The sequence below is a fragment of the Limnobacter parvus genome, from assembly GCF_024623725.1.
GTDB classification, from domain to species: Bacteria; Pseudomonadota; Gammaproteobacteria; order Burkholderiales; family Burkholderiaceae_B; genus Limnobacter; species Limnobacter parvus.
Genome location: NZ_JANKHG010000018.1, coordinates 322,335 through 348,939 on the forward strand (window position 1 = coordinate 322,335; position 26,605 = coordinate 348,939).

25 protein-coding genes and 1 pseudogene are annotated in these 26,605 nt (G+C 50.8%); 19 read left to right on the top strand and 7 right to left on the bottom strand.

Annotation, left to right across the window (positions count from 1 at the left end):
* The first annotated feature begins 102 nt into the window (after positions 1–102).
* Positions 103–759 carry a response regulator transcription factor gene (locus tag NSP04_RS11945; RefSeq protein ID WP_257512579.1) on the top strand — a complete coding sequence of 219 codons (657 nt, stop codon included), beginning with the start codon at positions 103–105 and terminating at the stop codon, positions 757–759.
* Between the two features lie 25 nt (positions 760–784).
* Here the strand turns inward: NSP04_RS11945 and NSP04_RS11950 are convergent, their stop codons facing one another.
* From NSP04_RS11950 to NSP04_RS11965, 4 genes are all read right to left on the bottom strand, one after another.
* Positions 785–1,357, bottom strand: a complete 573-nt coding sequence (locus NSP04_RS11950; protein ID WP_257512580.1) for a hypothetical protein — start codon at positions 1,355–1,357, stop codon at positions 785–787.
* A 13-nt stretch (positions 1,358–1,370) separates the two neighbouring features.
* A complete protein-coding gene (locus NSP04_RS11955) occupies positions 1,371–1,823 on the bottom strand; it encodes a type 2 periplasmic-binding domain-containing protein (protein ID WP_257512581.1) in 453 nt (150 codons plus the stop codon).
* A gap of 140 nt (positions 1,824–1,963) precedes the next feature.
* Positions 1,964–4,936 carry a hybrid sensor histidine kinase/response regulator gene (locus NSP04_RS11960; RefSeq protein ID WP_257512582.1) on the bottom strand — a complete coding sequence of 991 codons (2,973 nt, stop codon included), beginning with the start codon at positions 4,934–4,936 and terminating at the stop codon, positions 1,964–1,966.
* 37 nt (positions 4,937–4,973) lie between these two features.
* Positions 4,974–5,648: a response regulator transcription factor gene (locus tag NSP04_RS11965; protein WP_257512583.1), complete on the bottom strand. Its 675-nt coding sequence runs from the start codon at positions 5,646–5,648 to the stop codon at positions 4,974–4,976.
* A gap of 246 nt (positions 5,649–5,894) precedes the next feature.
* Here NSP04_RS11965 and NSP04_RS11970 point away from each other — a divergent pair, with 246 nt between their 5' ends.
* Positions 5,895–6,383, top strand: a complete 489-nt coding sequence (locus NSP04_RS11970) for a hypothetical protein (protein WP_257512584.1) — start codon at positions 5,895–5,897, stop codon at positions 6,381–6,383.
* A gap of 4 nt (positions 6,384–6,387) precedes the next feature.
* Here the strand turns inward: NSP04_RS11970 and NSP04_RS11975 are convergent, their stop codons facing one another.
* Both NSP04_RS11975 and NSP04_RS11980 read right to left on the bottom strand, forming a co-directional pair.
* Positions 6,388–8,763 carry a GAF domain-containing protein gene (locus tag NSP04_RS11975; protein ID WP_257512585.1) on the bottom strand — a complete coding sequence of 792 codons (2,376 nt, stop codon included), beginning with the start codon at positions 8,761–8,763 and terminating at the stop codon, positions 6,388–6,390.
* 121 nt (positions 8,764–8,884) lie between these two features.
* Positions 8,885–9,313, bottom strand: a complete 429-nt coding sequence (locus NSP04_RS11980; protein ID WP_257512586.1) for a DUF1499 domain-containing protein — start codon at positions 9,311–9,313, stop codon at positions 8,885–8,887.
* Between the two features lie 100 nt (positions 9,314–9,413).
* Here NSP04_RS11980 and NSP04_RS11985 point away from each other — a divergent pair, with 100 nt between their 5' ends.
* Together NSP04_RS11985 and NSP04_RS11990 are read left to right on the top strand one after the other, a co-directional pair.
* Positions 9,414–9,686: a TIGR03643 family protein gene (locus tag NSP04_RS11985; RefSeq protein WP_257512587.1), complete on the top strand. Its 273-nt coding sequence runs from the start codon at positions 9,414–9,416 to the stop codon at positions 9,684–9,686.
* A gap of 13 nt (positions 9,687–9,699) precedes the next feature.
* Positions 9,700–10,728 carry a hypothetical protein gene (locus NSP04_RS11990; RefSeq protein WP_257512588.1) on the top strand — a complete coding sequence of 343 codons (1,029 nt, stop codon included), beginning with the start codon at positions 9,700–9,702 and terminating at the stop codon, positions 10,726–10,728.
* A 4-nt stretch (positions 10,729–10,732) separates the two neighbouring features.
* Here the strand turns inward: NSP04_RS11990 and NSP04_RS11995 are convergent, their stop codons facing one another.
* Complete coding sequence (locus NSP04_RS11995; RefSeq protein WP_257512589.1) at positions 10,733–11,338, bottom strand: MOSC domain-containing protein; 606 nt, start codon at positions 11,336–11,338, stop codon at positions 10,733–10,735.
* A gap of 260 nt (positions 11,339–11,598) precedes the next feature.
* Between NSP04_RS11995 and NSP04_RS12000 the strand changes: the two genes are divergently transcribed.
* The 15 genes and pseudogenes from NSP04_RS12000 (at position 11,599) to NSP04_RS12070 (ending at position 26,462) form a co-directional block, all read left to right on the top strand.
* Positions 11,599–13,440 (top strand): phosphoenolpyruvate carboxykinase (GTP), encoded by a 1,842-nt coding sequence (locus tag NSP04_RS12000; protein WP_257512590.1) that lies wholly within the window; start codon positions 11,599–11,601, stop codon positions 13,438–13,440.
* Positions 13,441–13,539: 99 nt separating this feature from the next.
* On the top strand, positions 13,540–14,340 hold the full coding sequence (locus NSP04_RS12005; RefSeq protein ID WP_257512591.1) for a sulfite exporter TauE/SafE family protein: 801 nt from the start codon (positions 13,540–13,542) through the stop codon (positions 14,338–14,340).
* Positions 14,341–14,914: 574 nt separating this feature from the next.
* Positions 14,915–16,819: pseudogene (gene mnmG, locus NSP04_RS12010) on the top strand (tRNA uridine-5-carboxymethylaminomethyl(34) synthesis enzyme MnmG); the annotation flags it as partial.
* Positions 16,820–16,866: 47 nt separating this feature from the next.
* Positions 16,867–17,544 (top strand): 16S rRNA (guanine(527)-N(7))-methyltransferase RsmG, encoded by a 678-nt coding sequence (gene rsmG, locus NSP04_RS12015; RefSeq protein ID WP_257512593.1) that lies wholly within the window; start codon positions 16,867–16,869, stop codon positions 17,542–17,544.
* 30 nt (positions 17,545–17,574) lie between these two features.
* Complete coding sequence (locus tag NSP04_RS12020; protein ID WP_257512594.1) at positions 17,575–18,351, top strand: ParA family protein; 777 nt, start codon at positions 17,575–17,577, stop codon at positions 18,349–18,351.
* A gap of 45 nt (positions 18,352–18,396) precedes the next feature.
* Positions 18,397–19,278 carry a ParB/RepB/Spo0J family partition protein gene (locus NSP04_RS12025; protein ID WP_257512595.1) on the top strand — a complete coding sequence of 294 codons (882 nt, stop codon included), beginning with the start codon at positions 18,397–18,399 and terminating at the stop codon, positions 19,276–19,278.
* Between the two features lie 149 nt (positions 19,279–19,427).
* A complete protein-coding gene (locus NSP04_RS12030) occupies positions 19,428–19,760 on the top strand; it encodes an ATP synthase subunit I (protein ID WP_257512706.1) in 333 nt (110 codons plus the stop codon).
* A gap of 2 nt (positions 19,761–19,762) precedes the next feature.
* Entirely contained in the window at positions 19,763–20,623 is an 861-nt protein-coding gene (gene atpB / locus NSP04_RS12035; RefSeq protein WP_257512596.1) for a F0F1 ATP synthase subunit A, read from the top strand.
* 56 nt (positions 20,624–20,679) lie between these two features.
* Positions 20,680–20,922 carry a F0F1 ATP synthase subunit C gene (gene atpE, locus NSP04_RS12040; protein ID WP_008247085.1) on the top strand — a complete coding sequence of 81 codons (243 nt, stop codon included), beginning with the start codon at positions 20,680–20,682 and terminating at the stop codon, positions 20,920–20,922.
* Between the two features lie 75 nt (positions 20,923–20,997).
* The gene (locus NSP04_RS12045; protein WP_105027747.1) at positions 20,998–21,468 is read left to right on the top strand and encodes a F0F1 ATP synthase subunit B; all 471 of its coding nucleotides are present in this window, start codon (positions 20,998–21,000) and stop codon (positions 21,466–21,468) included.
* A gap of 24 nt (positions 21,469–21,492) precedes the next feature.
* Positions 21,493–22,026 (top strand): F0F1 ATP synthase subunit delta, encoded by a 534-nt coding sequence (locus NSP04_RS12050; RefSeq protein WP_257512597.1) that lies wholly within the window; start codon positions 21,493–21,495, stop codon positions 22,024–22,026.
* A 32-nt stretch (positions 22,027–22,058) separates the two neighbouring features.
* The gene (gene atpA, locus NSP04_RS12055) at positions 22,059–23,600 is read left to right on the top strand and encodes a F0F1 ATP synthase subunit alpha (protein WP_257512598.1); all 1,542 of its coding nucleotides are present in this window, start codon (positions 22,059–22,061) and stop codon (positions 23,598–23,600) included.
* A gap of 73 nt (positions 23,601–23,673) precedes the next feature.
* A complete protein-coding gene (atpG, locus tag NSP04_RS12060) occupies positions 23,674–24,543 on the top strand; it encodes a F0F1 ATP synthase subunit gamma (RefSeq protein WP_257512599.1) in 870 nt (289 codons plus the stop codon).
* A gap of 38 nt (positions 24,544–24,581) precedes the next feature.
* Positions 24,582–25,973 (top strand): F0F1 ATP synthase subunit beta, encoded by a 1,392-nt coding sequence (atpD, locus tag NSP04_RS12065; protein WP_257512600.1) that lies wholly within the window; start codon positions 24,582–24,584, stop codon positions 25,971–25,973.
* A 69-nt stretch (positions 25,974–26,042) separates the two neighbouring features.
* Positions 26,043–26,462 (top strand): F0F1 ATP synthase subunit epsilon, encoded by a 420-nt coding sequence (locus NSP04_RS12070; protein WP_257512601.1) that lies wholly within the window; start codon positions 26,043–26,045, stop codon positions 26,460–26,462.
* The last annotated feature ends 143 nt before the right edge of the window (positions 26,463–26,605 follow it).

The following is a 26,605-nucleotide window of genomic DNA, read 5'->3' on the forward strand; positions in this document are numbered from 1 at the left end:
GCACACTTATTTGTTCCGTTGAATTCATGTACTCTTTGGGAATTAGAAAGAGGCCAAAAAAGCCATTAAGGGCCCCCGTGTGCTCGACCCAGCCTGCTGACAATGAAAAATCAAAAAATTCTGGTGCTTGAAGATCACCCGCTTATTTCAATGGTGATTGAGGATGTGTGCAAAGACATGGCACCCCATGCTGTATTAAGCGTAGTGACCAGCCTTGCCCAGGCGCGTGAACACCTGTTCAACAAACCTGATCTGATTATTTTTGATTTAACGTTGACAGATTCAAAAGGTGAAGCCACGATCAACTGGCTCGACTCGATGTTTCCGAAGGTGTGTGGTTTGATTTACACCGGCTTCGTCAGTGAGGAAATCAAAGCGCGCGCCGTGCAGTTGAATTACGCCATTATCGACAAGGCGTGCAGCCAATCTGTGTTGGCCCATGAAATTGAGGCGGCACTGTTCAAGTCGGGTATTTTGGACAGGTCTCTTTCAGAAGCCGCACCTGCAAACGAGCATCAATCCAGCATTGTGGCTTACCCGGGTGCGAAGCCCCTGACTTGGCGTCAGGTTGAAATCATGCGAATGACCGCAGAAGGATTGTCTGCAAAAATGGTGGCTCAACGCATCGGCTTAAGCCCCGAGACGGTTCGGGGTCACATTCGGGAAATCTTCAAGCGGCTGGAAGTGTCCAACAAAGCGCAAGCGGTGAATGTTTTTTTGAAAGCGGAACGCAGCGTAAAAATGAAGTTAAACGATTGACTGTTGTCTGCCGGTCGAATTGATTTCAATGATTTTGTTGTGGAACGCGTTTCAGATCAATGCCTATGGTCAAGGTACCAATCATCGATGCGCTATCGTAAACAGGCACACTGACCTGTGAAATCATGGATTTGACGCTCTCGTCCCAGCGCGCCCGCGAAATGTAGAAATCCGGCTTTCTGGAGGGTTGGTTGGTATCGAAAATTTCGGTGAATTTTTCTTCATCGCCTTGCCAGTAATCACTGGTGACCATGTTCATCGCAACTGTTTCACCCAGTTTTCCAGTCAATATGGCTTCTTTAAAGTAAACCCGCTTTTCTAATGTCTTCCTCAAGAATTCAGAGGCTGTAGATGCCAGAATTTTTCTGGCCTCTGCTTCCTGACCGTTTGAAGCAATCCAGCGCGCGTCCAGCGCATGCAGGTCTGCTGGCAATGGCGGGTTCAAATTGGCCAGCTTAACTGCCTCCACAACTTCTGGTTTTTTGGCAATCGACTGAATTTCTTTCACAATCGCACCAGCACAAAATGCATGAGCAAAACCCTGGCCCAACAAGTTCAGTGTTGCGGTCAGCGTTAGCAATGTGATCGCTTTGTACATAAACGTTTGCCTTTTATTCAGCCAGTACCTTGATGTGTTGTAGTTTGGCTCCCAAGGGATGGTTCTCCAATTCGTCCCGACTCAAATAACCCAGTGCATTCGGGTTGTTCGATAACATCTCCACCATGTGCTGGCTGTTGTCAGCCACTGTGGGGGCTTTGCTGATTCCGATGCATTCCATCAGTCTTTGAACCGTCGCAAATTCCTCACTGGTGAAGCCCAAGGTGCGAGAGATGAATTGCTCCCTTCGATCGAATGTATCTTCTCTGTCAATCACCAACACTTTGGCATCGCCCACCAGTTGGCTTTGGCCGGTGTACAAATCCCTGAGTTTTGTTTTAGAAATCTGGGTGAAAGGAATTTGTTTTGAACCCACTACAACAACCTCTGCGTGAGCCACGCCAGTGGCCATGACCATGGCGCCAAGCGACAGGCGAGTCAATACTGCAAACACGAATTGTTTCACATCAAACCCTTGAAATACTTTCGACAGCTTTTTGGTGAGCTCTTGGCACCCAAAGTGCGCAGAACTTCTACTTTGTTAATTCTTGTAGAACGAGTTTAAAACATGGTGGGCGTTAAAAACAATTCACCTTGTTTTGCAGCTCAATGTTTTCCAAACCGATTGCTTAAAACCAGAATTTTTTCAGCTTCATCCACAATGCCTGGCCACACGCTTTGAATTTCTTCCATCACGGCAATGTGCGTGCCGGGTTCTTCTAATAGTTTGTCCATCTGTGAGAACTGCTCTTTCACGCTGTCTGTACCCAGCATGCCCAACACACCGGCCAGTGAGTGAATTTCACGCTTGAAGGTTTGCAGGTCGTCTTGCTCAATGCAGGCGGCCAGGCGTTCAATCAGGTTCTCGCTGGTTTGCAGGAATTTGCCCAGGTATTTCGCCATCCGATCGGGTTCAAAGCTACTGACCTTGAAAATGGCGGATTGGCGGGTGGCCACTGGTTCAATCTTGTTGGTCGCTGGGGTTTCATTGCTGGTCTCAAAGCCGGTCAACACGCCTTCTGTGCTGCGCAGGCATCGGTGAATGGCATCAAACAGGTTTTGTTCATGGAACGGTTTGGTTAACACGTCGTTAATGCCGTGTTCTTCGCATCGAACTCGAGTTTGCTCAAATGCGTGGGCGGTCAAGGCCATGATCGGGGTGACACAATGCACTGCGTTTTCGCGCACCCAGGTTGCCAGTTGATAACCATCCACAAACGGCATTTCAAGGTCTGAAATCATCAGGTCATACGGTTCGGGGGAGTTCTTTAGAATCTTTATTGCTTCACGACCGTCTTTCGCACATTTGATCTGGTAGTTTTTTGGGCCCAGGAAATCTAGCAACAGTTCCATGTTCAACGGGTGGTCCTCGACAATCAAAATTTTTGCTGCGCGAACTTTGGTCTGGCCAGAAGTTTTCGATGTTGACGCATGTTCTTTTTTGGCGCCTCGCGTTTTCGCGACAACTTCCGCAGGTGCCGTATTGGGCACTTGTCGGTCTGTCAACTTCATCAAATGCACGGGCAGAATTGGGGTGGTCAACACCCGGTTGTGCGAATCAGCACCGTGTATTCGTTGAAATTCAACAGCATTTCGATTGGACAGCCACACCAAATTCTCACTTTCATTCAGACGATTTGATTTCAGCAAGGACAGCAGTTCTGGTGATGAACTGGCGATGTCGCTGTCGATAAACACCACGTCTTTGGACTCGAAGGGCTTTTGGTCGGTCAGCAGTTCTTCGGGTGACAAAGCCGCGAGGGGCACATAGAACTGATCCAGAATGCTGGAAATGGATCGATGCAGTTTTTGGTCCAGCGAACAAATGTAAGCGCGTTTAATGTCTGGTCCATGCAGCAAGTCAAGGTTACGCGCAGGCGCTTCCTGTTCCTGAATTTTCAGGTTCAGTGTGAAGTAGAAAACAGAGCCACGCCCCGGGGTGGAGTGTGCATGAATATCGCCTTCCATCAAGTGAACCAATTCTTTGGCGATGCTTAAGCCCAATCCACTGCCACCAAACATTCGGGTGGTGCTGGAATCGGCCTGTGTGAATTTGTCGAACACACGTTGTAGTTGGTCTTTGCTCATGCCAATGCCAGTGTCACTGACACTGAACTGCAGCGTGACATGGTCGTCAATCTGCTTGAGCACTTTAACCGTTAGGTTAACGTGGCCTTCGTTGGTAAACTTGATGGCGTTTCCAATCAGGTTTTTTAGTACCTGGCCTACCCGCAAAGAATCGCCAACCAGCCGATTCAAAGTGGACTGCACTCCTTTGCCCTGCAGTGTGTAAAGCAGACGAATGTCTTTGTTTAACGCAGAATTGCCCAGGGTGCCAAACACCTCCTCCAACACATCGTCAAGCCGGAAGGGGCGTTTCTCAAGCTTGAACATGTCGGATTCAATTTTCGACAAATCCAAAATGCTATTGAGCAGGTGCAGCAGGTTGTCGCCCGACAATTGAATTTTGCTCAGGTAATCCTTTTGCTTTTCATTCAGGTCGGTTTTCAGCGTAAGTGCGGTCATGCCCAAAATCGCATTCATGGGTGTTCGAATTTCATGGCTCATATTGGCCAGGAATGAACTTTTTATTCTTGATTCGTTCTTGGCACGTTCTTTTTCAACGTTGGCCAGGCTGACTTCTTCCAGCGCTTGCTTTACACGTTCACTTTTTTCAAGATCCCGTTGAAACGAACGAATCATTCGGTTGAAAGCGCGGATCAGCAAGTTGATTTCATGCGACCCGGTGCGGTTGTTGACGCGCACCGTGTAATCGCCTTTCATGATTTCTTCGCTGGCGTTGTACAGTGAATTGATGGGGTCAATCACTTTTTTCTTGATTGAAATCAGACCGATGAACAGGCCGATCAGAAACAGCATGGTGAACACCACGTCAAGATAAACACTGTAGGTAAGCTCTTTCCGCGAAGCATCAATCAAAGCCAGATAGCGGTATTTTTCTTGTGCGATGAATCCTGACAGTTCAGCAGACAGTGCATTGGTCAGTTCTATGTGTTCGCGATCAAACAACACACCAAATGTTTCGCGCACTTCAGGCGGGGAAAGGTACTCGCCATTTTGTTTGTCAACAAAGCGGGTGATACCACTTGCAAATGCGCCGAGTTCGTTTTTTTCCAGCCGGTGGCGCAGATCCAGAATGTTCTCAATGGCGGGCTCATTTTCTCCGATAAAGCGCAGCGTATAAAGTCTTTCACTGAGATTTTGGCCAACCCCCCAAGACACGGCAGACTCTTTTTTCTCACCGGTCAGCACATCAACCCAATAATCAGACGCTACGGGTTCTGAATAAACCCGGCTGCCGTTGTGCAAACCGACAATGTCAAGGTAGTGATTGATGTACTCGGGGTTGCGACTGGCTGCATACAGCAAAACCAGTTTGCGCATGGCATCGAATTCCGCCAGCGTTTGCGTCAGAATGGCTTCGTCGGAAGCCCACGCTTGGTAGTAATCCTCCTGTATGGTTTGCTGGTGAATGGAAACGCTCTTCACGCCGATTCCAAACACCGAGAACACCAGAATCAGCAATCCAAAAATGCGAATCAGCAGCGTCAGTTTCATGGGCCCGCCTGTTTATTGATTTTATCGCGGCCCTGAATCAGTGACTTTGTGTTTCTTCAAACATTCTGGATTGTCGTTCAGCTTTGGTGAAAATAGAAACAGCGTGGGCGCGATTTTGTGCTCCCAGTCTAACAAGCACTTCCCGCATGTGCGCGCGCACGGTCTCCGGACTTAAATTCATGTCTTTGGCTGCTTCCTTGGCTGTCATGCCCACAGCAATTCGTCGCATGATTTCAACTTGGCGCCAGGTCAGTGGTTTTTTTGAACCCGGAGCAATGATATTGGATTGAAATTCATTTTTCGATTTCAGTTTGTCTGCATTCATGCCTTGCTGGTATTGAACGCCCATTGCAGTGAGTCCCTTCATCACAGCGTCCAACAATTCGTGGTAATCCGCTGATTTCCGAACTACTGGAATTTCCATGTCCTGAAGCTCGGCCAATATGTGATCGTGCGTGGTTCCAGTGAAGGCCAACAACTGGGAAAACGGGAACAGGTCACGCACGCGCCGAGCCGATGCCACGCCTTCGCAATCAGGCAGGTTCAAGTCGAATATCACCAAACGCGGATTTTCATGAATGTGTTGTTCACTGGCTTGAATGCTTGGCACCTTGAGAATGCTTAGGTCGGGGGCATGCTCTGTCAACATGTCGGCCAGCATCATGGAAACCAATGGGTGGTCTTCGATCAAAAGTACTGCATTGGGGCTCATTAGCGTCCCTCCAGAATTGTTGTTTCACAGTAATTAGAATCGGCGTTACCGATAATTCACTCCATAGTACGTGCCCACCCTTTGCGTGGTGCCCCTTCATTTGGAGGATGGCTTCATTTGAACCGTTGGATGTGTGTGCCGGTTTCCCCAAAATAGGGGGGGGGTCTCTTTGTATTGATGAAGGCTGTGGCCGGATCAATTAACCTGACTAGGTCAAGTTAAATGCCGTGCGGCTGGGTGATCAAAATGAGTGAATCGATGTCAGCACCACTGGAAATCTGGGTTGCCGAAGATTCTCCGTTCTATCGTTTGGTTGTCGAAGAAGCAATCGAGGAAATTGCGAAAGTGACTTACGTCCCGATTTCGTTGACTGTGTTTGAGCGGTTTGGCGACATCCGGGATGCATTTGAGCAAGCCGAGCAAGGCAATCAAGCGTTGCCGGCCGCTGTTTTGTCTGATCTACATTTTCCTGACAATGCCTACGATGATTTACAAGACATCGTCGCCTTCTACGACAGGTATTTGCACTTGGTGCCAGTGTCTTACATGTCTTGCAATCCTGAAAGTCTGAAAACAGCGCAAGCATTTGCCCTAAGCAGGCTGGATTCAATCCAGTCGGCCAGATTTTTGCGCAAAGACACTGCAGACACGATGGCCAACTTGGTCAAGACCATTCATGCCATGGTTTTTACGCCACGCGCGCAGGTGCTGAGCGTGGGCACGACACTGGCCTGATCCGCTAAATTTCGAGCACTCGAAACACGACCAGAAAACAGGGCGCGTTGCGTGCAGTGTCCAGAAACGGGGAAATCAAAATATCGCAAGGTACTTTGTGATCTGGATTGATTTCATACTCTGTTTTAAGCAATATTTTTTGTCGGCTCAGAAAAGCCACAAGCAGCTGTCGATAGTCTCTTGTTGGAATTCTTCCGTGGATTAGGTGATAAGGATTCCGTCCAAGCCACTTGTCTCGACCCTGACCTACGAATGTTTCGAACGCCGAGTTCACGTAAAGCAATCCAAATGGTTCTTTCGTTTTCCTTACGTCGTTGGTCACCATTATGACCTCGCGAATCTGTTCGATCGCCGAGTTCAGCATGTACAGATCGCTGCTTTGGTTTTTTCGCTTGGTGATGTCTTTGATCAGGATGGTGTAACCCGAGCTCGATTTAAATACGCGAATCGATATCCAGCGCTTGATAAACTGAACGTACTGCTCGACTGGTTTAGAAAAACCAACTTGATTGACTGATTCCAGCAGCACTGAAAATTGGGATATGTCGAGGTCTGGAATTAGTTCGTGAAGGGGCATGGCGTGCACAAACAGTTCACGGTCTTGTTGCAGCAGTGCCTTGGCGTTCCGATTTACGAAACTCACGTTCATTGCCGCATCAATCTCGACCAAACCATCGGTCAGGTTGTCGACAATCAGGTTGTAAGCCAACAGGTTTTTTTCCAGCGCCAGTTCGGTTCTCCGGCTCTCTGAAATGTCTGCAATGGAGCCATAAAGGCCCACTGGCACACCTTCTTCACCGATGGACGGGCGAATCATCATGCGAAACCATTTTTTGTTGTTCTCGTCTTCTTGCGATTCAAACTCCAGGCTGGCCGGTTTTCGATTGTTGATGCACTCGATGAACAACACTGCAATATTGCGGCCAGACAATTTTGAAACAATGGCGCTGAGGTGGAAGATTGTTGTCAGTGATTCTTTGCTGGTGCTTAGCACTTCACGCAGCATTTCCGTGGTTTTCAGCATTCCACTGTCCAGGTGGTAGTACCACCCACCCACCTTGGCCAAAGTGCCGGTCAGGTTCAGCAGGGTTTCATCAAAAACCGATTTTTGCATGGACGATGCTTTGTTGATCACCGCCGTGAATTTCGCCTCAAAATGTGGTTTCTTGAATGCTGTGAAGCCTTTCTTGGGGAACAGCTCGATTCGTAGCCAGGTGTTGGCTTCCTCTTGGTCATTCAGGCGCACCCATGTCTCGCAGGGGGTTTTGTTGCCAAGGCTCTGTTTAAAAACCGTCTGAAATGGGTCTTTGTCTTCCGCGTGAAGCAGATCGATCAGGTTTTCTTTGGATTTAATTTTGAAAAACTCGTCATCATCGGGGCCAGCCAGCCCCGTGATTTGGCCGGTGTAATCCAGTAGCATCCTGCCCTTCACGGATTCTTTCAAAAACGATTTCGGAAAGCGCTTCAGGTCCACACTGGGTTCCATACGGGCTGCTTCCGCGTTCTCTTCCATGTGTGTTGGAGATTCTGGCAAAGGCTTGCTAATTTTCTTAACCAGGCCGAACAGCCGTACCATGCCCGCTTGGTCATTGCCGTAAACCTGTTCTTCGAACATCACAATCGAGTCGTTGGGCAAACGCACCCTGTAGGTGAAGGCCGTTCCGTTTCGCTCAAGCCGGGCTGATGTAACCTTGTCTTTGTCTTCTGCAATGGGAAGATCGTTGAACCAGGCGGCGCTCACCGACCTGGACTGGGTCAGATTTAGCCATTTCTCCATGGACGGTGAAAGTTCAATCTTGCTGTTGTGATCAATGCTTTTCCAGCTTCCAAGGCTTTGTGCGTTTGTTGATGGATGCTGCGCGCCGCTAGCGGCTTCGCTCGATTCTTTAACCTTGATGGCTCGCTCAATGACCGAGTGTTCGACCAATTTGGCCATGCTGCTTGCAATGGTTATTTCAGCTTCTGTCCAGTCACGTGGAATGTTGTCCAACAAGCAAAAAGTGCCAATTTTATTTCCATTGAGTGAATGCAAAGGAACGCCCAGGTAGGATCTTATCCCCGGGCTTTCGGTGACCAAAGGATTGTTTTTGAAATCGGGATGCACAGCACAATCGTTAATCACATGGGGTTCATTGTGTTTGATTGTTTGCGAGCAGATTGAAAGGTCGCGTGGTACTTCCTTGGCTTCGAACCCGCGTTTCGCTTTGAACCAAACTCTTTCAGAATCAACGAAGGCGATGAAGCAAAAAGCACAGTCAAAAGAGGTTGAGCCCAAGTCCACCAAGGCTTCAAAAAATTCTTCTTTGCTCGTGTCCAGAATATCGAGTTGGTAAAGCTCTGTAAGCCTTACTGCCTCGTCAATTTCTTTTGGACTGCTCATCTTCGAAGTGTCTCCGTCCTGCTTTTTCCTCGGTGCATACTTTACACTCTGTCCCCCTTTTGGGGGACACATTCTACGAACTTGTCACTTATAAATTCACAAAGCTGGGTGCATAGTCGCTCTAGTTGGTAGCCAGCAATTGCCTGATTTGCTCAACACGTTTTCGATTCGCATCCAGGTCGCTGTATCCCACTCTGGATGCGGAACGAACGTGAAGCAAGCCACTTCCCTGGTCGACGCGAAATTCCACATCATCCACAAAGCCGAACAGGTCGCTTGTGAATGTACTGGCCAGGTAATTTTCGTCGGAGTAATCGACATCGCCGCCCAGCAGTTCAATGACTTCCTTGACCTTAAGTAAGGGTTCATCGCCCATGGCAGGAACTATTGAAAAGGCGGGAATGGCATGATCGTCTGAGGGTGAGCTTTCACTGCTCACGCAGTTCGGTTTATTGGGACAGGGGGCCAATTGCCCCATGGCCAGCCCCGATGCCTTACCTGTTTCTGAGTAAAGGCCCATTGCAAAAAAAGCAACGATGACGAACGTCATTAAAATGATTAAGCCAAGCAACGCCTTTTTCACGGAAAAGCCCCTTCTGTCTTATACTGATTATTGAGTTTTTCTCCAGTGTAGCGGTCAGTGAGATCAGATGTCCAAACCTTTGCAGTTTAAGTTGTCTCAAGAAGAAGTTTCCCGCATTGTTGAAATGGCCTGGGAAGACCGGACACCTTTTGAAGCGATAGAACTTCAATTTGGATTGAACGAATCCCAGACCATCGAATTAATGCGAGCCAACATGAAAGCCAGCAGTTTTCGCATGTGGCGCGAGCGGGTCACCGGCCGTAAAACCAAACACCTGAAGTTGCGAGGGTTTGGGCTATCGAAAGCCTATGCCCCCGGGCACTACAAAGTGCGGCGCTAGCAAAGGAAACCCGATGGCAAAAGAGCATCACACTTCTGCGTTGGCCTCTCGGAGTGGTCAAGAGTGGATGTTGTGGTTGGGCCGTGCGTCTCAATACATGCCCGACTTGCACCGTGCTTTGCAGTTTCTGGAGGGCAGTTGCGAGTTGCTCGATTCGCCCGAGGGGCTTGACCATAAACTGCGGTCTCGTAAACTCAAACAACTCATTAATCGCTTCGTGGGTTCAGCGCGCTGCCCGTCCGCGCAATCCTGCGAAAAAATTGCGATTCGAACTCAGATTCTGGATGGGTGGTTGCAGTCGGAATTGAATCGCAGCGCTGATCCGAACTTGCTGGTTGATTTGGGTGCGCATGCTCTGCAGAAGCTGATGACCATTTGCGAAGGGGCTGATGACAAACATGGTTCTTTGTTGAAGGCTGTGCGTGAGTTCACTCGCGACTGGTTAAGCATAGTTTCCAGCCGTGTTGAAAATACGATTGAGCGGGCTCACTTGGTGTACCCAGTGGCCATGCTTGATCAAGCCGGTTTGGTCGACCCCTCTTGGTGGTGGAAGCAAATTGCACTGTGCGACAGGCACACCGTGTTGGGTTTGGTCGAGCTTGAAATCAACGACATGAATGAAATGCAGCCCACCAGCAACGTGAGTTGGCGGTCATTTGACAAGCGCTGGCGCAGGTTGCGTTTGCGGGCGCTGCTGGAACACCTTGAAGAAAAGTTTTTGCTGGCCGAGTTGCTTCGAAAATCAGCGGTTGATGATTTTGAAGCGGTGGTGGCCGTGCGCAAGTTGCGCGATGCGGGCAGGTCTCGAGATGCGATTACTCAGGCGGAGCAGTGGTTGCGTGCCTTGCCTCGAAGCCCTGTACTAGCAGAGGCCTTATTTGATTTGTATGTGGACGATGGCTGGGATGAGGAAGCCTTGGCCTTGGCAGTCACGCATTTTTCTTACGATCCCAATCCCGCTTGGCTGGAAAGGTTGGCCCGTCTTGGTTCGGTGGCCGCTGCCAAGCAAATCAAGGCGTGGAAAAAACAATTGGCTGCTTAAGGTTTTAAAGCAGATCCATCTGGCCTTTGTGGGTTTTGTAACGGAATGATTCAAGCACCGTTTTGCCCTGGGGGTTGCTGAAGTGTTTTGCCACTTCGCCGGCCTGAATGTGGCCGGTTTGAAGAACGCGCAAGTACCAGCCGCAGTTGCCTTGCTGAATCATTTGTTTGGGGGCTGCACCGAACCCCATTCGAATTGCAAACTTGTGACAGGGTTCGCGTGGGTCGGTGACACGCAATCGAACGGAACCGAATTCAAATTCATCGCCAATGCGCACTTGGGTTTCATCGAGTCCTTCAACAACCAGGTTTTCACCTAAAAATCCCCAGGGCAGTGCAGTGTCCAAACCCTTTTCTTCCCGGCGGGCTTGCCAGAAGGCATAGTGTTTTGCGGGCATCATGTACACCGCTTTGTCTAGCCCACCGTGCACCGACAAATTGCATTGTTCATCGCCTTCAAGGCCCAGCTTTTTCAGCTCAATCGGTACGGCGTTTTCTTCAGTGCTGACAGGCTGTTTTTTAATGCCGCTGGCTTCCGTTTTTATAGCGCCTGATGCGGTTCGGTAAACAAGCGGTGCAACAAGCCCGGTGCAGATGGCGATCAGTTTCATAATGCGTGGTCGGTAAGGCAGAAACGCCACTTTACATGGGCTTTAACCGAATGCAAACAAGGCATGCGAATACATGATAATGCCTATAGGAAAAACTTATTTCCGTTTGCTTACAACATGTTAAACTCGAGGGCTAAGTTTGCGGATAAACGACAAGCCTGTCGCCCGTGTGCTTGGTGTCATGTTCCGGTCACACACTGTCGAGCAACGCCAAAGCCCCCGCACCAAAGAATTACATTTTGTCTATTGGAGGTTTTAGCATGAGTGCAGTGCTGTCTATGGTCAGCCAGACCGTGCCGTCGTATGTCAAGCATGAAAAGCTTGTGGCTTGGGTGCAAGAAATTGCAGCCCTTACCGAGCCCAAGAATATTGTGTGGTGCGATGGTTCTCAAGAAGAATATGAACGCCTTTGCGCGGAAATGGTTGAAGCGGGTACTCTTCGCAAACTCAACCCAGAAAAGCGCCCGAATTCCTACCTGGCTTGGTCTGATCCTTCAGACGTGGCTCGCGTGGAAGACCGCACTTACATCTGTTCCGAAAACAGGGAAGATGCAGGCCCCACCAACAATTGGGAAGACCCCGCCAAAATGCGCGCCACACTGAACGGTTTGTTCAAAGGCTCCATGCGTGGTCGCACGCTTTACGTCGTCCCATTTTCAATGGGCCCATTGGGCAGCCCGATTGCCCACATCGGTGTTGAGTTGTCTGATTCCGCTTACGTGGTAGTCAATATGCGCATGATGACGCGCATGGGCAAGGCTGTTTACGATGTGTTGGGTTCGAACGGCGAATTTGTGCCATGCGTACACACCGTGGGCGCACCTTTGCAAGCAGGTCAAAAAGACGTTTCCTGGCCTTGTAACCCAGACACGAAGTACATCGTTCACTACCCAGAAACACGTGAAATCTGGTCGTATGGTTCCGGCTACGGCGGCAACGCTTTGTTGGGCAAGAAGTGCCTGGCACTGCGCATCGCCTCTACCATGGGCCGTGACCAGGGCTGGTTGGCGGAACACATGTTGATCCTGGGTGTTACCAACCCCGAAGGCAAGAAGTACCACGTTGCTGCGGCATTCCCGTCGGCCTGTGGAAAAACCAACTTTGCGATGCTGATTCCACCTGCATCCATGAAGGGCTGGACAGTAACCACCATTGGTGACGACATTGCCTGGATCAAGCCCGATGCCAACGGCAAGCTGCGCGCAATCAACCCTGAAGCGGGTTATTTTGGCGTGGCCCCTGGTACCAACACCAAAACCAACTCCAACTGCATGGCTTCCCTGAATGCCAATGTAATTTTCACCAACGTTGCGCTGACCGATGATGGCGATGTGTGGTGGGAAGGTTTGTCCAAGGAAGCGCCAGCGCACCTGGTTGACTGGACAGGCAAAGACTGGACACCTGACTGCGGCCGCAAGGCATCACATCCCAACGCACGTTTCACGGTGGCCGCTGAACAAAATCCGGTAATCGACAGTAACTGGGACAACCCGGCTGGCGTTGAAATTGACGCGTTCATCTTTGGTGGTCGCCGTTCAACCACCGTGCCTTTGGTCACCGAAGCCCGCAACTGGGTAGAAGGTGTTTACATGGCTGCAACCATGGGTTCAGAAACCACCGCTGCGGCCTTTGGTCAGCAAGGTGTAGTGCGCCGCGACCCATTTGCCATGTTGCCATTCTGTGGCTACAACATGTCGGATTACTTCCAGCACTGGCTCGACTTGGGCAAGAAGCTGGAGTCATCCGGTGCCAAGTTGCCCGCGATTTTCTGCGTGAACTGGTTCCGTACCGATGCCGAAGGCAAGTTCATATGGCCTGGTTTTGGCGAGAACATGCGTGTATTGAAGTGGGCGCTTGAGCGTGTTGAAGGCAAGGGCAAAGGCGTTGACCACGTGTTTGGTACATCACCGACTTACGACGACATTTCATGGGATGGTCTGGATTTCAGCAAGGCTGAATTTGATTCCATTACCGCGATCGACAAAGCAGCCTGGCTTGAAGAGCTGGATTTGCATGCGGAGTTGTTCGAGAAGTTGAAGCACAACTTGCCAGCCCAGCTGGAAGAAACCAAAGCGCAAATTGCGAGCCGCCTAGCTGCTTGATTTGGTTTTAAAGTTTTGACTTTTTTCTGATACTCCGGAATTAGTCCTATGGCGGGCGCCCACAAGGCGCCTGTTTTCTTTTTTGGAAACTTTTCTTGCATGCTTGAAAATATTGAATTGTGGGTGTTAATTGCACTTTGCATCGCAGCCTTTGGCGCGGGTCTAATTGATGCCATGGTGGGTGGCGGTGGCTTGATCCAGATTCCGGCCTTGTTTGGCTTGCTGCCCACGCAGGGTCACGCCACTTTGTTGGGTACCAATAAAATTTCCAGTGTGGTGGGAACCACCTTTGCTGCTTATAAGTACGCCAAAGCCATTCAAGTGCCGTGGAATGCGGTGATCCCAGCCACCGTCATGGCATTAATTGGCGCATTTTGCGGCGCTTACATTGTTACTCAGGTTTCCACAGAAGTGCTGCGGTTGTTGTTGCCGATATTGCTCATAGCGGTGGCCATATACACCTTCCTGCGAAAAGACCTTGGCAGTGTTCATGCACCCAAGCTCGACAAGAACCGCGAGCGTTTTTTCGGCGCTTGCGTTGGCTTGACGATTGGTTTGTACGACGGGTTTTTCGGGCCAGGTACCGGGTCGTTCTTAATGGTCGCCTTCGTTGTATTTTTCGGCTTCGATTTTCTGGCGGCCACGGCAGGTGCCAAGATGGTCAATATTGCTTGTAACCTTGCATCGTTGGCTTGGTTTGCGCCTGCTGGGCATGTGATTGTTGCCTTGGGTTTGTTGATGGCAGTGTTTAATTTGGCGGGTGCCAAGGTTGGTGCAAGCTTGGCGATTCGTAAGGGGGCTGGCTTTGTGCGGAAGATTCTGTTGGCAGTGGTTTTTTTGCTTATTCTGCGAACCAGTTACGACAGCTATTGGCCATACGTGAAGTGGTGGATTGCGTGATGTTCCACGTGGAACATTTCTGAGCTGATGTGATTGTTGGTGGAGTGGGTTGATTGGGGCGTATTCGCATCGATCCTCCGGATCGCGCTTCGCTGCGAATCAAGCCGAGCGCCTTGATCTTGAATCGGCAGCATGATGTAACACCACTGAAAATCAGCAATACGCCATCAACTCACACTTTCGGGCAGAGAAAGATCACGACACGGCTACCACCCCAGTTAGAAACGGCGATCAGTGATTGAGCCATAAAGTTGTACCGATCGGTATCTGAGAATTAGCAGTTGGTGATCCACGGTTCGCAGTTTGGTTGTGTGCATTTGCGAAGTTCGCATGTCCGTCCTTCCGCTTTCAGGCGGAGGAGGGACTTCGACTTTGCAGATGCCTCTACCTAGCTATGTGTGAGACCTAGCCAAACGATTTGTCAGTTTTGTGTTCCACGTGAAACATGTTCACTTGGGCAAAAACTCACCACAGCATATAATTGCGCCAATGTTGGCAATGTCGCGTCAGGGCGAAGCCGTATAAATTTCGAGTTCCGTTAAGGAATTCCGGCACCAAGTGCCAGGAGCAAAGAATGTTTTACCCAGAAGAATTTGATGTCATTGTGGTTGGTGGTGGTCATGCCGGTACCGAGGCTGCACTCGCCGCCGCCCGCGCGGGTAGCAAAACACTATTGCTGACGCACAATATCGAAACACTTGGGCAAATGTCTTGCAACCCGTCCATTGGTGGTATTGGTAAGGGGCATTTGGTTAAAGAAGTGGACGCCTTGGGTGGTGCCATGGCCATTGCAACGGATGAAGCCGGTATTCAGTTTCGAATTTTGAATGGCTCCAAGGGCCCAGCGGTGCGCGCTACCCGTGCGCAGGCTGACCGTGTTTTGTACCGTCAAGCCATTCGTACTCGTCTGGAAAACCAAGCCAACTTAAGCCTGTTTCAGCAATCAGTAGAAGACCTGCTGCTGGATGGTGACCGCGTTTGCGGTGCAGTTACACAAGTGGGCGTGAAGTTTAAAGCCAAGGCTGTTGTGTTAACCGCAGGCACTTTTCTGAATGGCAAAATTCACGTGGGTTTGCAAAATTACTCGGCGGGTCGTGCCGGGGATCCACCCTCGATTGGTTTGGGTCAACGCTTGCAGGAAATGAAGCTGCCGCAAGGGCGCCTAAAAACTGGAACGCCCCCGCGAATTGACGGCCGCAGTATTGACTTCTCAGTCATGCAAGAACAGCCTGGTGATCTGAATCCGGTGCCTGTGTTTTCCTATCTGGGCACCGCGGCCATGCACCCAAAGCAGTTGCCTTGCTGGATCACACACACCAATCAAAATACCCACGACATTATTCGTGGTGGCTTGGATCGCAGCCCAATGTACACCGGTGTGATTGAAGGTGTGGGCCCACGTTACTGCCCGTCCATTGAAGACAAAATTCATCGCTTCGCAGACAAGGAATCGCATCAGATTTTTCTTGAGCCCGAGGGCTTAACCACCAATGAGTATTATCCAAATGGTGTGTCGACCTCTTTGCCGTTTGATGTTCAGCTTGACTTGCTGCACTCCATCAAAGGCCTGGAAAACGCTTACATCATGCGCCCAGGCTATGCGATTGAATACGATTACTTTGACCCGCGCGCATTGAAAACCACGTTGGAAACCAAGGCCATTGAGGGTTTATTCTTCGCAGGCCAAATCAATGGCACTACTGGTTACGAAGAGGCCGCAGCGCAAGGGCTGTTGGCGGGCTTTAACGCGTCGTTAATGGTTCAGGGCAAAGATCAGTGGACGCCTCGTCGCGATGAAGCCTATCTGGGTGTGCTCGTAGACGACTTGACCAGCAAGGGCGTGGCAGAGCCTTACCGCATGTTCACAAGCCGCGCTGAGTACCGCCTAAGCCTGCGAGAAGACAATGCGGATCAACGACTCACCCCAATCGGCCGAAAGCTTGGTTTGGTTGACGACATCCGCTGGAAAGCCTTTTCTGAAAAGCGCGAAGCCGTGGAGCAAGAAAAGCAAAGACTACGTTCCACGTGGATCAATCCGAAAATCGTGGCACAGGCGGAAGCCGAGCGTGTGTTGCACAAGGGCATTGACCGTGAATACAATTTGTACGATCTGCTCAAGCGCCCCGATGTGAGTTATCAGAACCTGAGCACATTGCTGAAAGAAAGTGGCGAATTGGCCATGGGCAATCCTTTGACTCAAAGTGAGCTGATTTCCCAGTTGGAAATTGAGGTGAAGTACGCAGGCTATGTACTTCGGCAGCAGGCAGAAGTTGAACGTGGTGCGGGGAATGGAGCCATTCGCCTGCCCGCAGATTTTGACTACGCTGGCGTGAACGGGCTTAGCAAAGAAGTGCAACAAAAGCTGAACACCCACAAGCCTGAAACGATTGGGCAGGCAGGGCGTATTCAGGGCATTACGCCCGCTGCAATTTCCTTGCTGCTGGTTCATTTGAAAAAGCGTGACTTGTTGAATCGTGCCAGCCAAACGAAAGTCGATGATGCACCTGAGGCGCCGGAGCAAGTGGCTTGAATTCCGCCCACCGAAAACCGAAGTCTGAAACCCTGGGGTCGTCAGACCAAACCTTGCTGGAAGAGGGCATTGCCAAGCTGCGTTTGGGTTTGAATGCCGAACAGCATGAACAACTTTTTAAGTACGGCCAGCTTATTCAGAAATGGAATCGGGTGTACAACCTGACTGCCATCCGCAACAACCGCGAATTAATTACCCATCATTTGCTTGATTCACTGGCTGTGTTGCCGGAAATTTCCTTCGCCTTGCAGGCAGAAAACAAGCCGGAAATTCTGGATGTGGGTGCCGGTGCAGGCCTGCCAGGCTTGGTGTTGGCCATTGCACAGCCCGCCTGGCAAATTACTCTGATTGACACCGTCCAAAAAAAGGCGGCTTTTATGCAACAAGCCATTGCCAGTCTGGGGCTCAGAAATGCGCAGGCTGTGCATGGTCGGGTTGAAGAATACCAAGTCCAGAAACCTTTTAATTTGATCTGCTCCCGAGCGTTTTCCAGCATCGACAATTTCATTGCGCTTAGCCAGCATTTGTTGGCTGAAAATGGTCAATTTGCTGCTTTGAAAGGTCGGGTGGAGGTCGACGGCGACGTGCCCGCTGGCTGGCGAATTGATGCGCTTCATCCAATTGAAGTGCCATTCCTGGGCGAGGCAAGGCACTTGTTCATGATTAAACGCTAGAATTAAAGCATTCATTCACAGGACAAGAAGATGGCGAAAGTTTTCTGCATTGCCAACCAGAAAGGTGGCGTGGGAAAAACCACCACGGCGGTGAATTTGGCGGCGGGTCTGGCCTTGGCCAAACAGCGTGTGTTGCTGGTCGATCTTGATCCGCAAGGCAATGCCACCATGGGTTGCGGTATCGACAAGCGCAGCGTAAAGCACACCGTGTACCAAGTGTTGGTGGGTATGGTAGGTGTTGCCGAAGCCACCGTGCGTGCAGAAGGCGAGTTCGATGTACTGGCAGCCAATCGAGAGTTGGCCGGTGCCGAAGTTGAAATGGTGGAATTCGAGGACCGTGAAATCAAACTGCGCGAGGCGATTCAAGAAGTCGACAGCCAGTATGATTTTATTTTGATCGATTGCCCACCCGCGCTTTCACTGCTGACCCTAAATGCTCTGTGTTGCGCCAACGGCGTGGTTATTCCCATGCAGTGCGAATACTATGCACTCGAAGGTTTAAGCGATTTGGTCAACACCATCAAACAGGTGTGCAAGAACCTGAACCCGAACCTGACCATCATTGGTTTGCTTCGTGTGATGTACGACCCGCGCATGACCCTGGCGCAGCAAGTTTCCGCCCAGCTCGAAAAGCATTTTGGCAGCAAGGTGTTCAAAACAATTATTCCGCGCAATGTGCGGTTGGCTGAGGCACCCAGTTATGGCGTGCCCGGTGTGCTATTCGACAAGTCCAGCAAAGGGGCCAAGGCCTACCTGGACTTCGCCAATGAAATGGTAGAACGCCTGGGCTTGCCGATTGCTGCCTAAACTGTTGCATAAGCTACCGCCTAAACTTAATTACCAGAAGAAGCTATGAACGCAATTAAACGCACCAAAGGCCTTGGAAGGGGCCTGGAAGCACTGTTGGGCCCATCGGGCGATGACTCTACCCGCGACATGGGCGAGCAGGTCATGACTCTGCCGCTGGGCAAGCTGCAGGCCGGTAAATACCAACCGCGTTCCCGCATGGATGAAAGCTCGCTCATGGAGCTTGCTGAGTCGATCAAAAGCCAGGGCATCATGCAGCCAATTCTGGTTCGCCCAATTGGTTCTGGAAAGTATGAAATCATTGCAGGTGAACGTCGCTTCCGGGCTTCCAAGTTGGCAGGCTTGGCCGAAGTGCCGGTGCTGGTGCGTGCAGTTCCCGATGAATCAGCTTTGGCCATGGCGCTGATTGAGAACATTCAGCGTGAAGACCTCAACCCGCTGGAAGAAGCCCTGGGTGTTCAGCGTTTGATTCGGGAATTCAACCTGACGCATGAAGATGCAGCCCGCGCGATTGGCCGGTCACGCAGCGCAACAAGCAATATGTTGCGCTTGTTGAACCTTGCCGACCCGGTTCAAACCATGTTGCTGGCTGGTGATGTTGAAATGGGCCATGCCCGTGCCTTGCTCGCTTTAACCGCTGCTGAGCAAATCGCCTGCGCGAACGAGGTGGTCAACAAGCGTTTGTCCGTTCGTGAAACCGAAAAACTGGTAAACGATTGGGCCAGTGATGTTGATCGGCAAGGTACAAAACCAAAGCAGACCGCCGACGTTCGCCGCCTTGAAGAAAGTTTGGCCGACTGGCTGGCCAGCGCAGTGCAATTAAAAGCCAATGCAAATGGCAAGGGCAGTGTTACTATCAAATTCAATAATCTGGACGAGTTGGACGGTGTGCTAGCGCGCATCGGCTTTCCCAAAGACGAGCTTTGATTTCTGCACCAAATCGGTGTGAAAATTAAGCCGTTTTCGTTTGACTAGGGGCCGTACAAACCCCTATAATCTGGCGGTTTGTCAAAATACACGTGGGCCTTGCGGGAAATACGTACCCAATTAAGGTTAAATGTGGCAGCGCAGCAAATATGTGGATAATAGTCGGGCTCCAATGGGTCATCGGGGTGGCAGTGTGCCTCCTCATGTTGTTGGTGTCCCCAATTCACGCGCAGTCTGCTGCATGGGGTTTCGTGGCCGTCGCTTTGCCGAGCACATTGTTCGCAGCACGGTTGGCCTTGGGCAGCAAAACCCCAATGGGCGGAACCTTTGTGTTTTTGGCCGGAGAATTTCTGAAGGTAGGCGCAACAATCGCGATCATGTTTGTAGCGAGCCAGGTTGACCCGAACATTGTTTGGTGGTCCCTGATCCTCACGGCGATCGTCACCCTCAAAAGCTATTTTTTGGCATTTTTCTTGAGATAAGTATGGCATCTTCACCGAATGGGCCCACGCCCTCAGAGTACATCGTCCATCACTTGCAGCATTTCGCTACCGATAAGCAAGGCTTTATCGTCGATTTCTCAGTGATCAACCTTGACACGATGTTTTTCTCCATCCTGTCTGGTCTAATTGTAATCTTCATGCTTCGCAAAGCAGCTGTCAAAGCCACGTCTGGCGTACCTGGCCGCTTTCAGGGCTTCGTCGAAATGATGGTCGAGATGGTCGAGAACCAATCCAAAGCGATTGTTCACGGCGACCGCAGTTTTATCGCACCGTTGGCTCTTACCGTGTTCCTCTGGATCGTGGTCATGAATGCCTTCGACTTGGTGCCTGTCGACCTGATCCCAATGTCGTGGGGTCACCTGTTGTACAACCTTGGTTTTGCTGAAAACCCCGGCGACCCCTACATGCGTGTGGTGGCCACAGCCGATTTGAACGGTGCCCTGGGCATGTCACTGGGTGTGTTGGTCTTGATGTTGTATTACTCGGTGAAAATCAAGGGCGCTGGCGGCTTCGTGCATGAATTGTTCTGCGCGCCGTTTGGCTCGAACCCACTTCTGTGGATCCCCAACTTTGTATTGAACCTGATTGAATTTGCCGCCAAAACCGTGTCTTTGGGCATGCGACTGTTCGGCAACATGTATGCAGGCGAATTGGTGTTCATGCTGATCGCTTTGCTGGGTGGCGCAGCTGCGTTGTCCTTGGGTGGTGCCTTTGCCTTCTTGGGCCACGTGTTGGCCGGAACAATTTGGGCAATCTTCCACATTCTGATCGTGTTGCTTCAGGGCTTCATTTTCATGATGTTGACTTTGATCTACATCGGCCAGGCACATCAGGGCCACTGATCGATTTTGGTTTTTTTGGTTTTTTAATTTTTCATTTTTAAATTTAAGGAGTTGTCATGACTAACGTTGCTTTCGTAGCTCTTGCTTGCGGCATTATCATTGGTTTGGGCGCGATCGGCGCTTGTATCGGTATCGCGATCATGGGTGGTAAGTACCTGGAAGCTTCCGCACGCCAACCAGAACTGATGAACGAACTGCAAACAAAAATGTTCGTTTTGGCCGGTTTGATCGACGCTGCGTTCCTGATCGGTGTTGGTATCGCGATGATGTTCGCGTTTGCTAACCCATTTGTTGGTTAATTTACAGCCACTTCCTTCGAACAACACCGCACGAATGTTTTAAGTCCAATTCGTGCGTTTTAGAGGAAACATGCCGTGAACTTAAACGCAACGCTGTTCGCTCAGCTCGTCGTTTTCTTTATCTTGGCGGTCTTTACGATGAAATTCGTATGGCCACCCCTGATCAAGAGCATCGATGAGCGTGCAAAGAAAATCGCAGACGGCCTGGCCGCTGCGGAACGTGGTAAGCAGGCTTTGGCAGAAGCTGGTCGTAAAGCTGAACAGGAATTGGCAGTAAGCCGTTCTGAAAATCAGCAGCGTCTGGCAGAAGCTGAAAAGCGTGCCCAGCAAATTATTGAAGAGGCAAAACAACAAGCCGAAGTTGAGCGCAAGCGAATTCTTGCGCAGGCTGAAGCGGAAGCTGCAAACGAAGCACAACGTGCCCGTGACCAGTTGCGCGATCAGTTGGCAACACTCGTGGTGAAAGGCGCAGAGCAAATCCTGAAGAAGGAAGTGAACGCCCAGGCCCACGCTGATTTGCTGAATCAACTGAAAGCCGAGCTGTAAGCCAAACGCTTAAGGAAACAAAACATGGTCGAACTATCCACCATCGCCCGTCCTTACGCTGAAGCCGCGTTTGAAGTTGCTAAAACTTCAAACCTGAATCAGTGGAGTGATTGGCTAGAGTCGTGGTCGGCAGTCGCAAGCAATGACGACATCAAATTGCTGGTCAGCAACCCCAAGTTGACTGACGAGCAGGTGTTGAAAGTGTTTACCGAACTGACCAAGACACCGGCGGAAGCGCAAGCAACGAATTTTTTGAGTGCGCTTGTGGAAAATGGCCGTTTGCTGGCCTTGCCAGAAATCGCTCGACAGTTCGAAGAATTGAAGAACAGCCATGAAGGTACTGCCGACGCGGTCATCGCCTCTGCATTCCCAATGTCTGAAGCTGAAGTTCAAAACGTACGTGGCGCATTGGAAAAGAAATTTGGTTCCAAATTGAACGTAACTGTTCAGGTGGATGAATCATTGATTGGTGGCGTTTGCGTCACCGTGGGTGACCAGATTTTGGATAGTTCGGTGCGCGGCAAACTCAACGCGATGAAGGCGGCTTTAACAGCCTAACTTGGCCCTCAAACGTAATTGGAGCAATCAATATGCAGATTAATCCCTCTGAGATCAGTGAACTGATCAAGAGCCGGATCGAAGGCCTCGGATCATCGGCCGACATCCGGACACAAGGAACTGTAGTGTCCGTGAGCGACGGTATCTGCCGCGTTCATGGTTTGTCAGATGTAATGCAAGGTGAAATGCTGGAATTCCCAGGCAACACCTTTGGTTTGGCACTTAACCTGGAACGTGATTCCGTGGGTGTCGTTATTTTGGGTTCATACGAACACATTTCTGAAGGCGACATGGTCAAGTGTACCGGCCGCATTCTGGAAGTGCCCGTAGGTCCTGAGTTGCGTGGTCGCGTGGTGAATGCATTGGGTGTGCCGATTGACGGCAAGGGCCCAGTGAACGCCAAGATGACTGACGTGATCGAGAAAGTGGCTCCCGGTGTTATTGAACGTAAATCAGTCGACCAGCCATTGCAAACCGGTGTGAAAGCGATTGATGCCATGGTTCCCGTTGGTCGTGGCCAGCGTGAATTGATCATTGGCGACCGTCAAACTGGTAAAACAGCTGTGGCGATCGATGCGATCATCAACCAGAAAGGCACTGGCGTAACTTGCGTGTACGTGGCAATTGGCCAAAAAGCCTCTTCCATCGTGAACGTGGTTCGCAAGCTTGAAGAGTTCGGCGCGCTGGAATACACCATTGTTGTGGTGGCTTCTGCATCAGAATCAGCAGCCATGCAATACCTGGCTCCTTACTCTGGTTGCACCATGGGCGAATACTTCCGCGATCGCGGTGAAGACGCCCTGATCGTGTACGACGATCTGTCCAAGCAAGCTGTGGCTTACCGTCAAATTTCCCTGTTGCTGCGTCGCCCACCCGGCCGCGAAGCGTACCCAGGTGACGTGTTCTACCTTCACAGCCGCTTGCTAGAGCGTGCATCACGCGTGAACGCTGAATACGTTGAAAAATTCACCAAGGGTGAAGTGAAAGGCAAAACCGGTTCATTGACCGCGCTGCCAATCATTGAAACCCAAGCAGGTGACGTAACCGCATTCGTTCCAACCAACGTAATTTCGATTACTGACGGTCAAATCTTCTTGGAAACCGACTTGTTCAACGCCGGTATTCGTCCAGCGATCAACGCGGGTATTTCCGTGTCTCGCGTGGGTGGTGCAGCGCAAACCAAGGTGGTCAAGAAGCTGTCAGGCGGTATTCGTACCGACTTGGCCCAGTACCGTGAATTGGCTGCGTTTGCGCAGTTTGCTTCCGACCTTGACGAAGCAACCCGCCGCCAGCTGGAACGTGGTCGCCGTGTAGTTGAATTGCTGAAACAGCCCCAGTACGCCCCATTGAAAACATGGGAAATGGCACTGGCCCTGTTCGCAATCAACAATGGTTATCTGGATGATGTTGACGTCGCGAACGTTCTGCCCTTCGAAGTTTCTCTGCGTCAGTTCATGCAGACAAGCCACAAGGACCTGATCGATCGTATCGAGCAGACTTACGAGTTGTCGAAAGACGACGAGCCAAAGCTGCACGAAGCCGTGAAATCATTCAAGAAAACTGGCGCGTATTAATCAGAGCGATCTGATTGTACCCACCGCATAACTCGGAAGGTCTTGCACCTTCCCGGTCATTGGAGGAAATACGATGTCAGGAATGAAGGAAATCCGGACCAAGATCAAGAGCGTGCAAAACACGCGAAAGATCACGAAGGCGATGGAAATGGTGGCTGCGTCCAAAATGCGCAAAGCCCAGGACCGTATGCGTTCGGCTCGTCCCTATGCGGACAAAGTTCGGAATATTTGCGCCAACCTGGCCAAAGCAAACCCGGAATACCGCCATGAATACATGGTGGAACGCACCGAAATCAAAAGCGTTGCGGCGATTGTTGTGACAACTGACAAAGGGCTGTGTGGTGGCTTGAACACCAACATTCTGCGTTTGGTGACCAGCAAGTTTCAGGAATTGGGCGGCAAGGGTGCAAAAGTACGAGCAACCGCAATCGGTACAAAGGGCGCAGGCTTCTTTAACCGCATTGGTGTTGAGGTCACTTCCAAGGTGACTGGGCTTGGTGACAAGCCCAACCTGGAAGCGCTGATCGGTGCCATCAAGGTTCAACTTGATGCATACGTTGCAGGCGAAGTGGATGCCGTGTATTTGGCATACACCAAGTTTGTAAACACCATGAAGCAAGAGGCTGTGTTTGAGCAACTGCTGCCCTTGGGTGGCGAAAGGCTGCAAGCCGATGAAGATTCCACGTCGTGGGACTACATCTATGAGCCGGATGCGAAGGCCGTAATTGACGATTTGCTGCTGCGTTACATCGAAGCATTGGTGTATCAGGCTGTGGCAGAGAACATGGCTTCAGAACAATCAGCACGTATGGTTGCGATGAAGGCAGCGTCAGACAACGCCAAGAATGTGATCAGTGAACTGCAACTTACCTACAACAAAGCCCGTCAGGCTGCCATTACGAAAGAATTGGCAGAGATCGTCGGCGGCGCAGCGGCTGTGTAAGCGGAAGTTCGGAACGATTTTGAATTAAGGGAATAACGATGAGTACTGCGACAAACGAAGGAAAAATCGTACAGTGTATCGGCGCGGTGATTGACGTTGAGTTTTCACGCAACAGCATGCCGAAAGTGTACGACGCGCTAACCATGGAAGGTTCCGAACTGACACTGGAAGTTCAGCAGCAGCTGGGTGACGGTGTGGTTCGTACCATCTGTTTGGGTGCATCAGACGGCTTGCGCCGTGGCATGGCTGTGCACAACACAGGCAAGCCGATTTCTGTACCTGTGGGCCAAGGCACACTGGGCCGCATCATGGACGTATTGGGTCGCCCAATCGATGAAGCGGGTCCTGTAACCACTGAGGCCACACGTTCCATTCACCAGGATGCACCTGCTTTCGAAGAACTGTCACCCTCGACAGAACTGCTGGAAACAGGCATCAAGGTGATCGACTTGATCTGCCCGTTCGCCAAAGGCGGTAAGGTGGGCTTGTTTGGTGGTGCGGGTGTGGGCAAGACCGTGAACATGATGGAATTGATCAACAACATCGCCAAGCAGCACGGTGGTTATTCCGTGTTTGCCGGTGTGGGTGAGCGTACTCGCGAGGGTAACGACTTCTACCACGAGATGAAAGATTCCAACGTGTTGGACAAAGTGGCACTGGTGTATGGTCAGATGAACGAGCCTCCCGGCAACCGTCTGCGCGTTGCGTTGACAGGCCTGACCATGGCTGAATACTTCCGTGACGAAGGCCGTGACGTTCTGCTGTTCGTGGACAACATTTACCGCTTTACATTGGCCGGTACCGAAGTGTCTGCGTTGCTGGGTCGTATGCCTTCAGCGGTGGGTTACCAGCCTACACTGGCCGAAGAAATGGGTCGCTTGCAAGAGCGCATTACTTCGACCAAGAAGGGCTCCATTACCTCCGTGCAAGCGGTTTACGTGCCTGCGGATGACTTGACCGACCCGTCACCAGCAACAACGTTTGCCCACTTGGACGCCACTGTTGTGTTGTCTCGTGACATCGCATCGTTGGGTATTTACCCTGCGGTGGATCCACTGGATTCCACATCACGTCAGGTTGACCCCAATATTATTGGTGAAGAGCATTACAACGTGGCCCGTGGCGTGCAGCAAACATTGCAGCGCTACAAGGAATTGCGCGACATTATCGCGATTTTGGGTATGGACGAATTGTCTCCAGAAGACAAGTTGGCCGTGGCCCGCGCGCGTAAAATCCAGCGCTTCCTGTCACAGCCTTTCACAGTGGCTGAAGTGTTTACCGGTTCGCCCGGCAAGTACGTGTCACTGAAGGAAACAATTCGCGGCTTCAAGATGATTGTGAACGGTGAGTGTGACAGCTTGCCGGAACAGGCTTTCTACATGGTTGGTACCATTGACGAAGCCTTTGAAAAAGCCAAGAAAATTCAGTAATCCGATTGCTGTGTCGTGTGCCGGTTCAGGTGAAAGCCCAAGCCGGCACCCATCACAAAGGAAATGAGTATGTCGACAATCCGCGTGGACGTGGTGAGTGCAGAAGAATCAATCTTCGAAGGTGAAGCAGAGTTTGTTGCTTTGCCCGGAGAGCAGGGTGAGCTGGGTATTTACCCACGCCACACCCCGCTGATTACACGCATTAAGCCCGGTACAGTTCGCATCAAGATTGCAGGTCAGGCCGAGGAAGAAGTGGTGTTTGTAAATGGTGGTGTGTTGGAAGTACAACCCAACTCAGTCACTGTTCTGGCAGACACGGCCCTTCGTGGCACTGACCTGGATGAAGCCAAAGCAACGGAAGCCAAACGTTTGGCTGAAGAAGCATTGGCCAATCGCAGTGCAGACATTGACTATGCTCAGGCACAGGCTGAATTGGCTTCCGCGATTGCGCAGTTGCAAGCCATCAAGCGCTTGAGAAAAGTACGCTAAGTATTACCCGGTGTAAAAACCAGAGAGAAGCCACGGTGAAAATCGTGGCTTTTTTCTTGGCAGTTTCAACTTGAACGGAGGTGTTTCCAAGTAAGTTGGAACTACGCGCACAAATCAGCGACATAAAGGGCTATCAGGGAGCC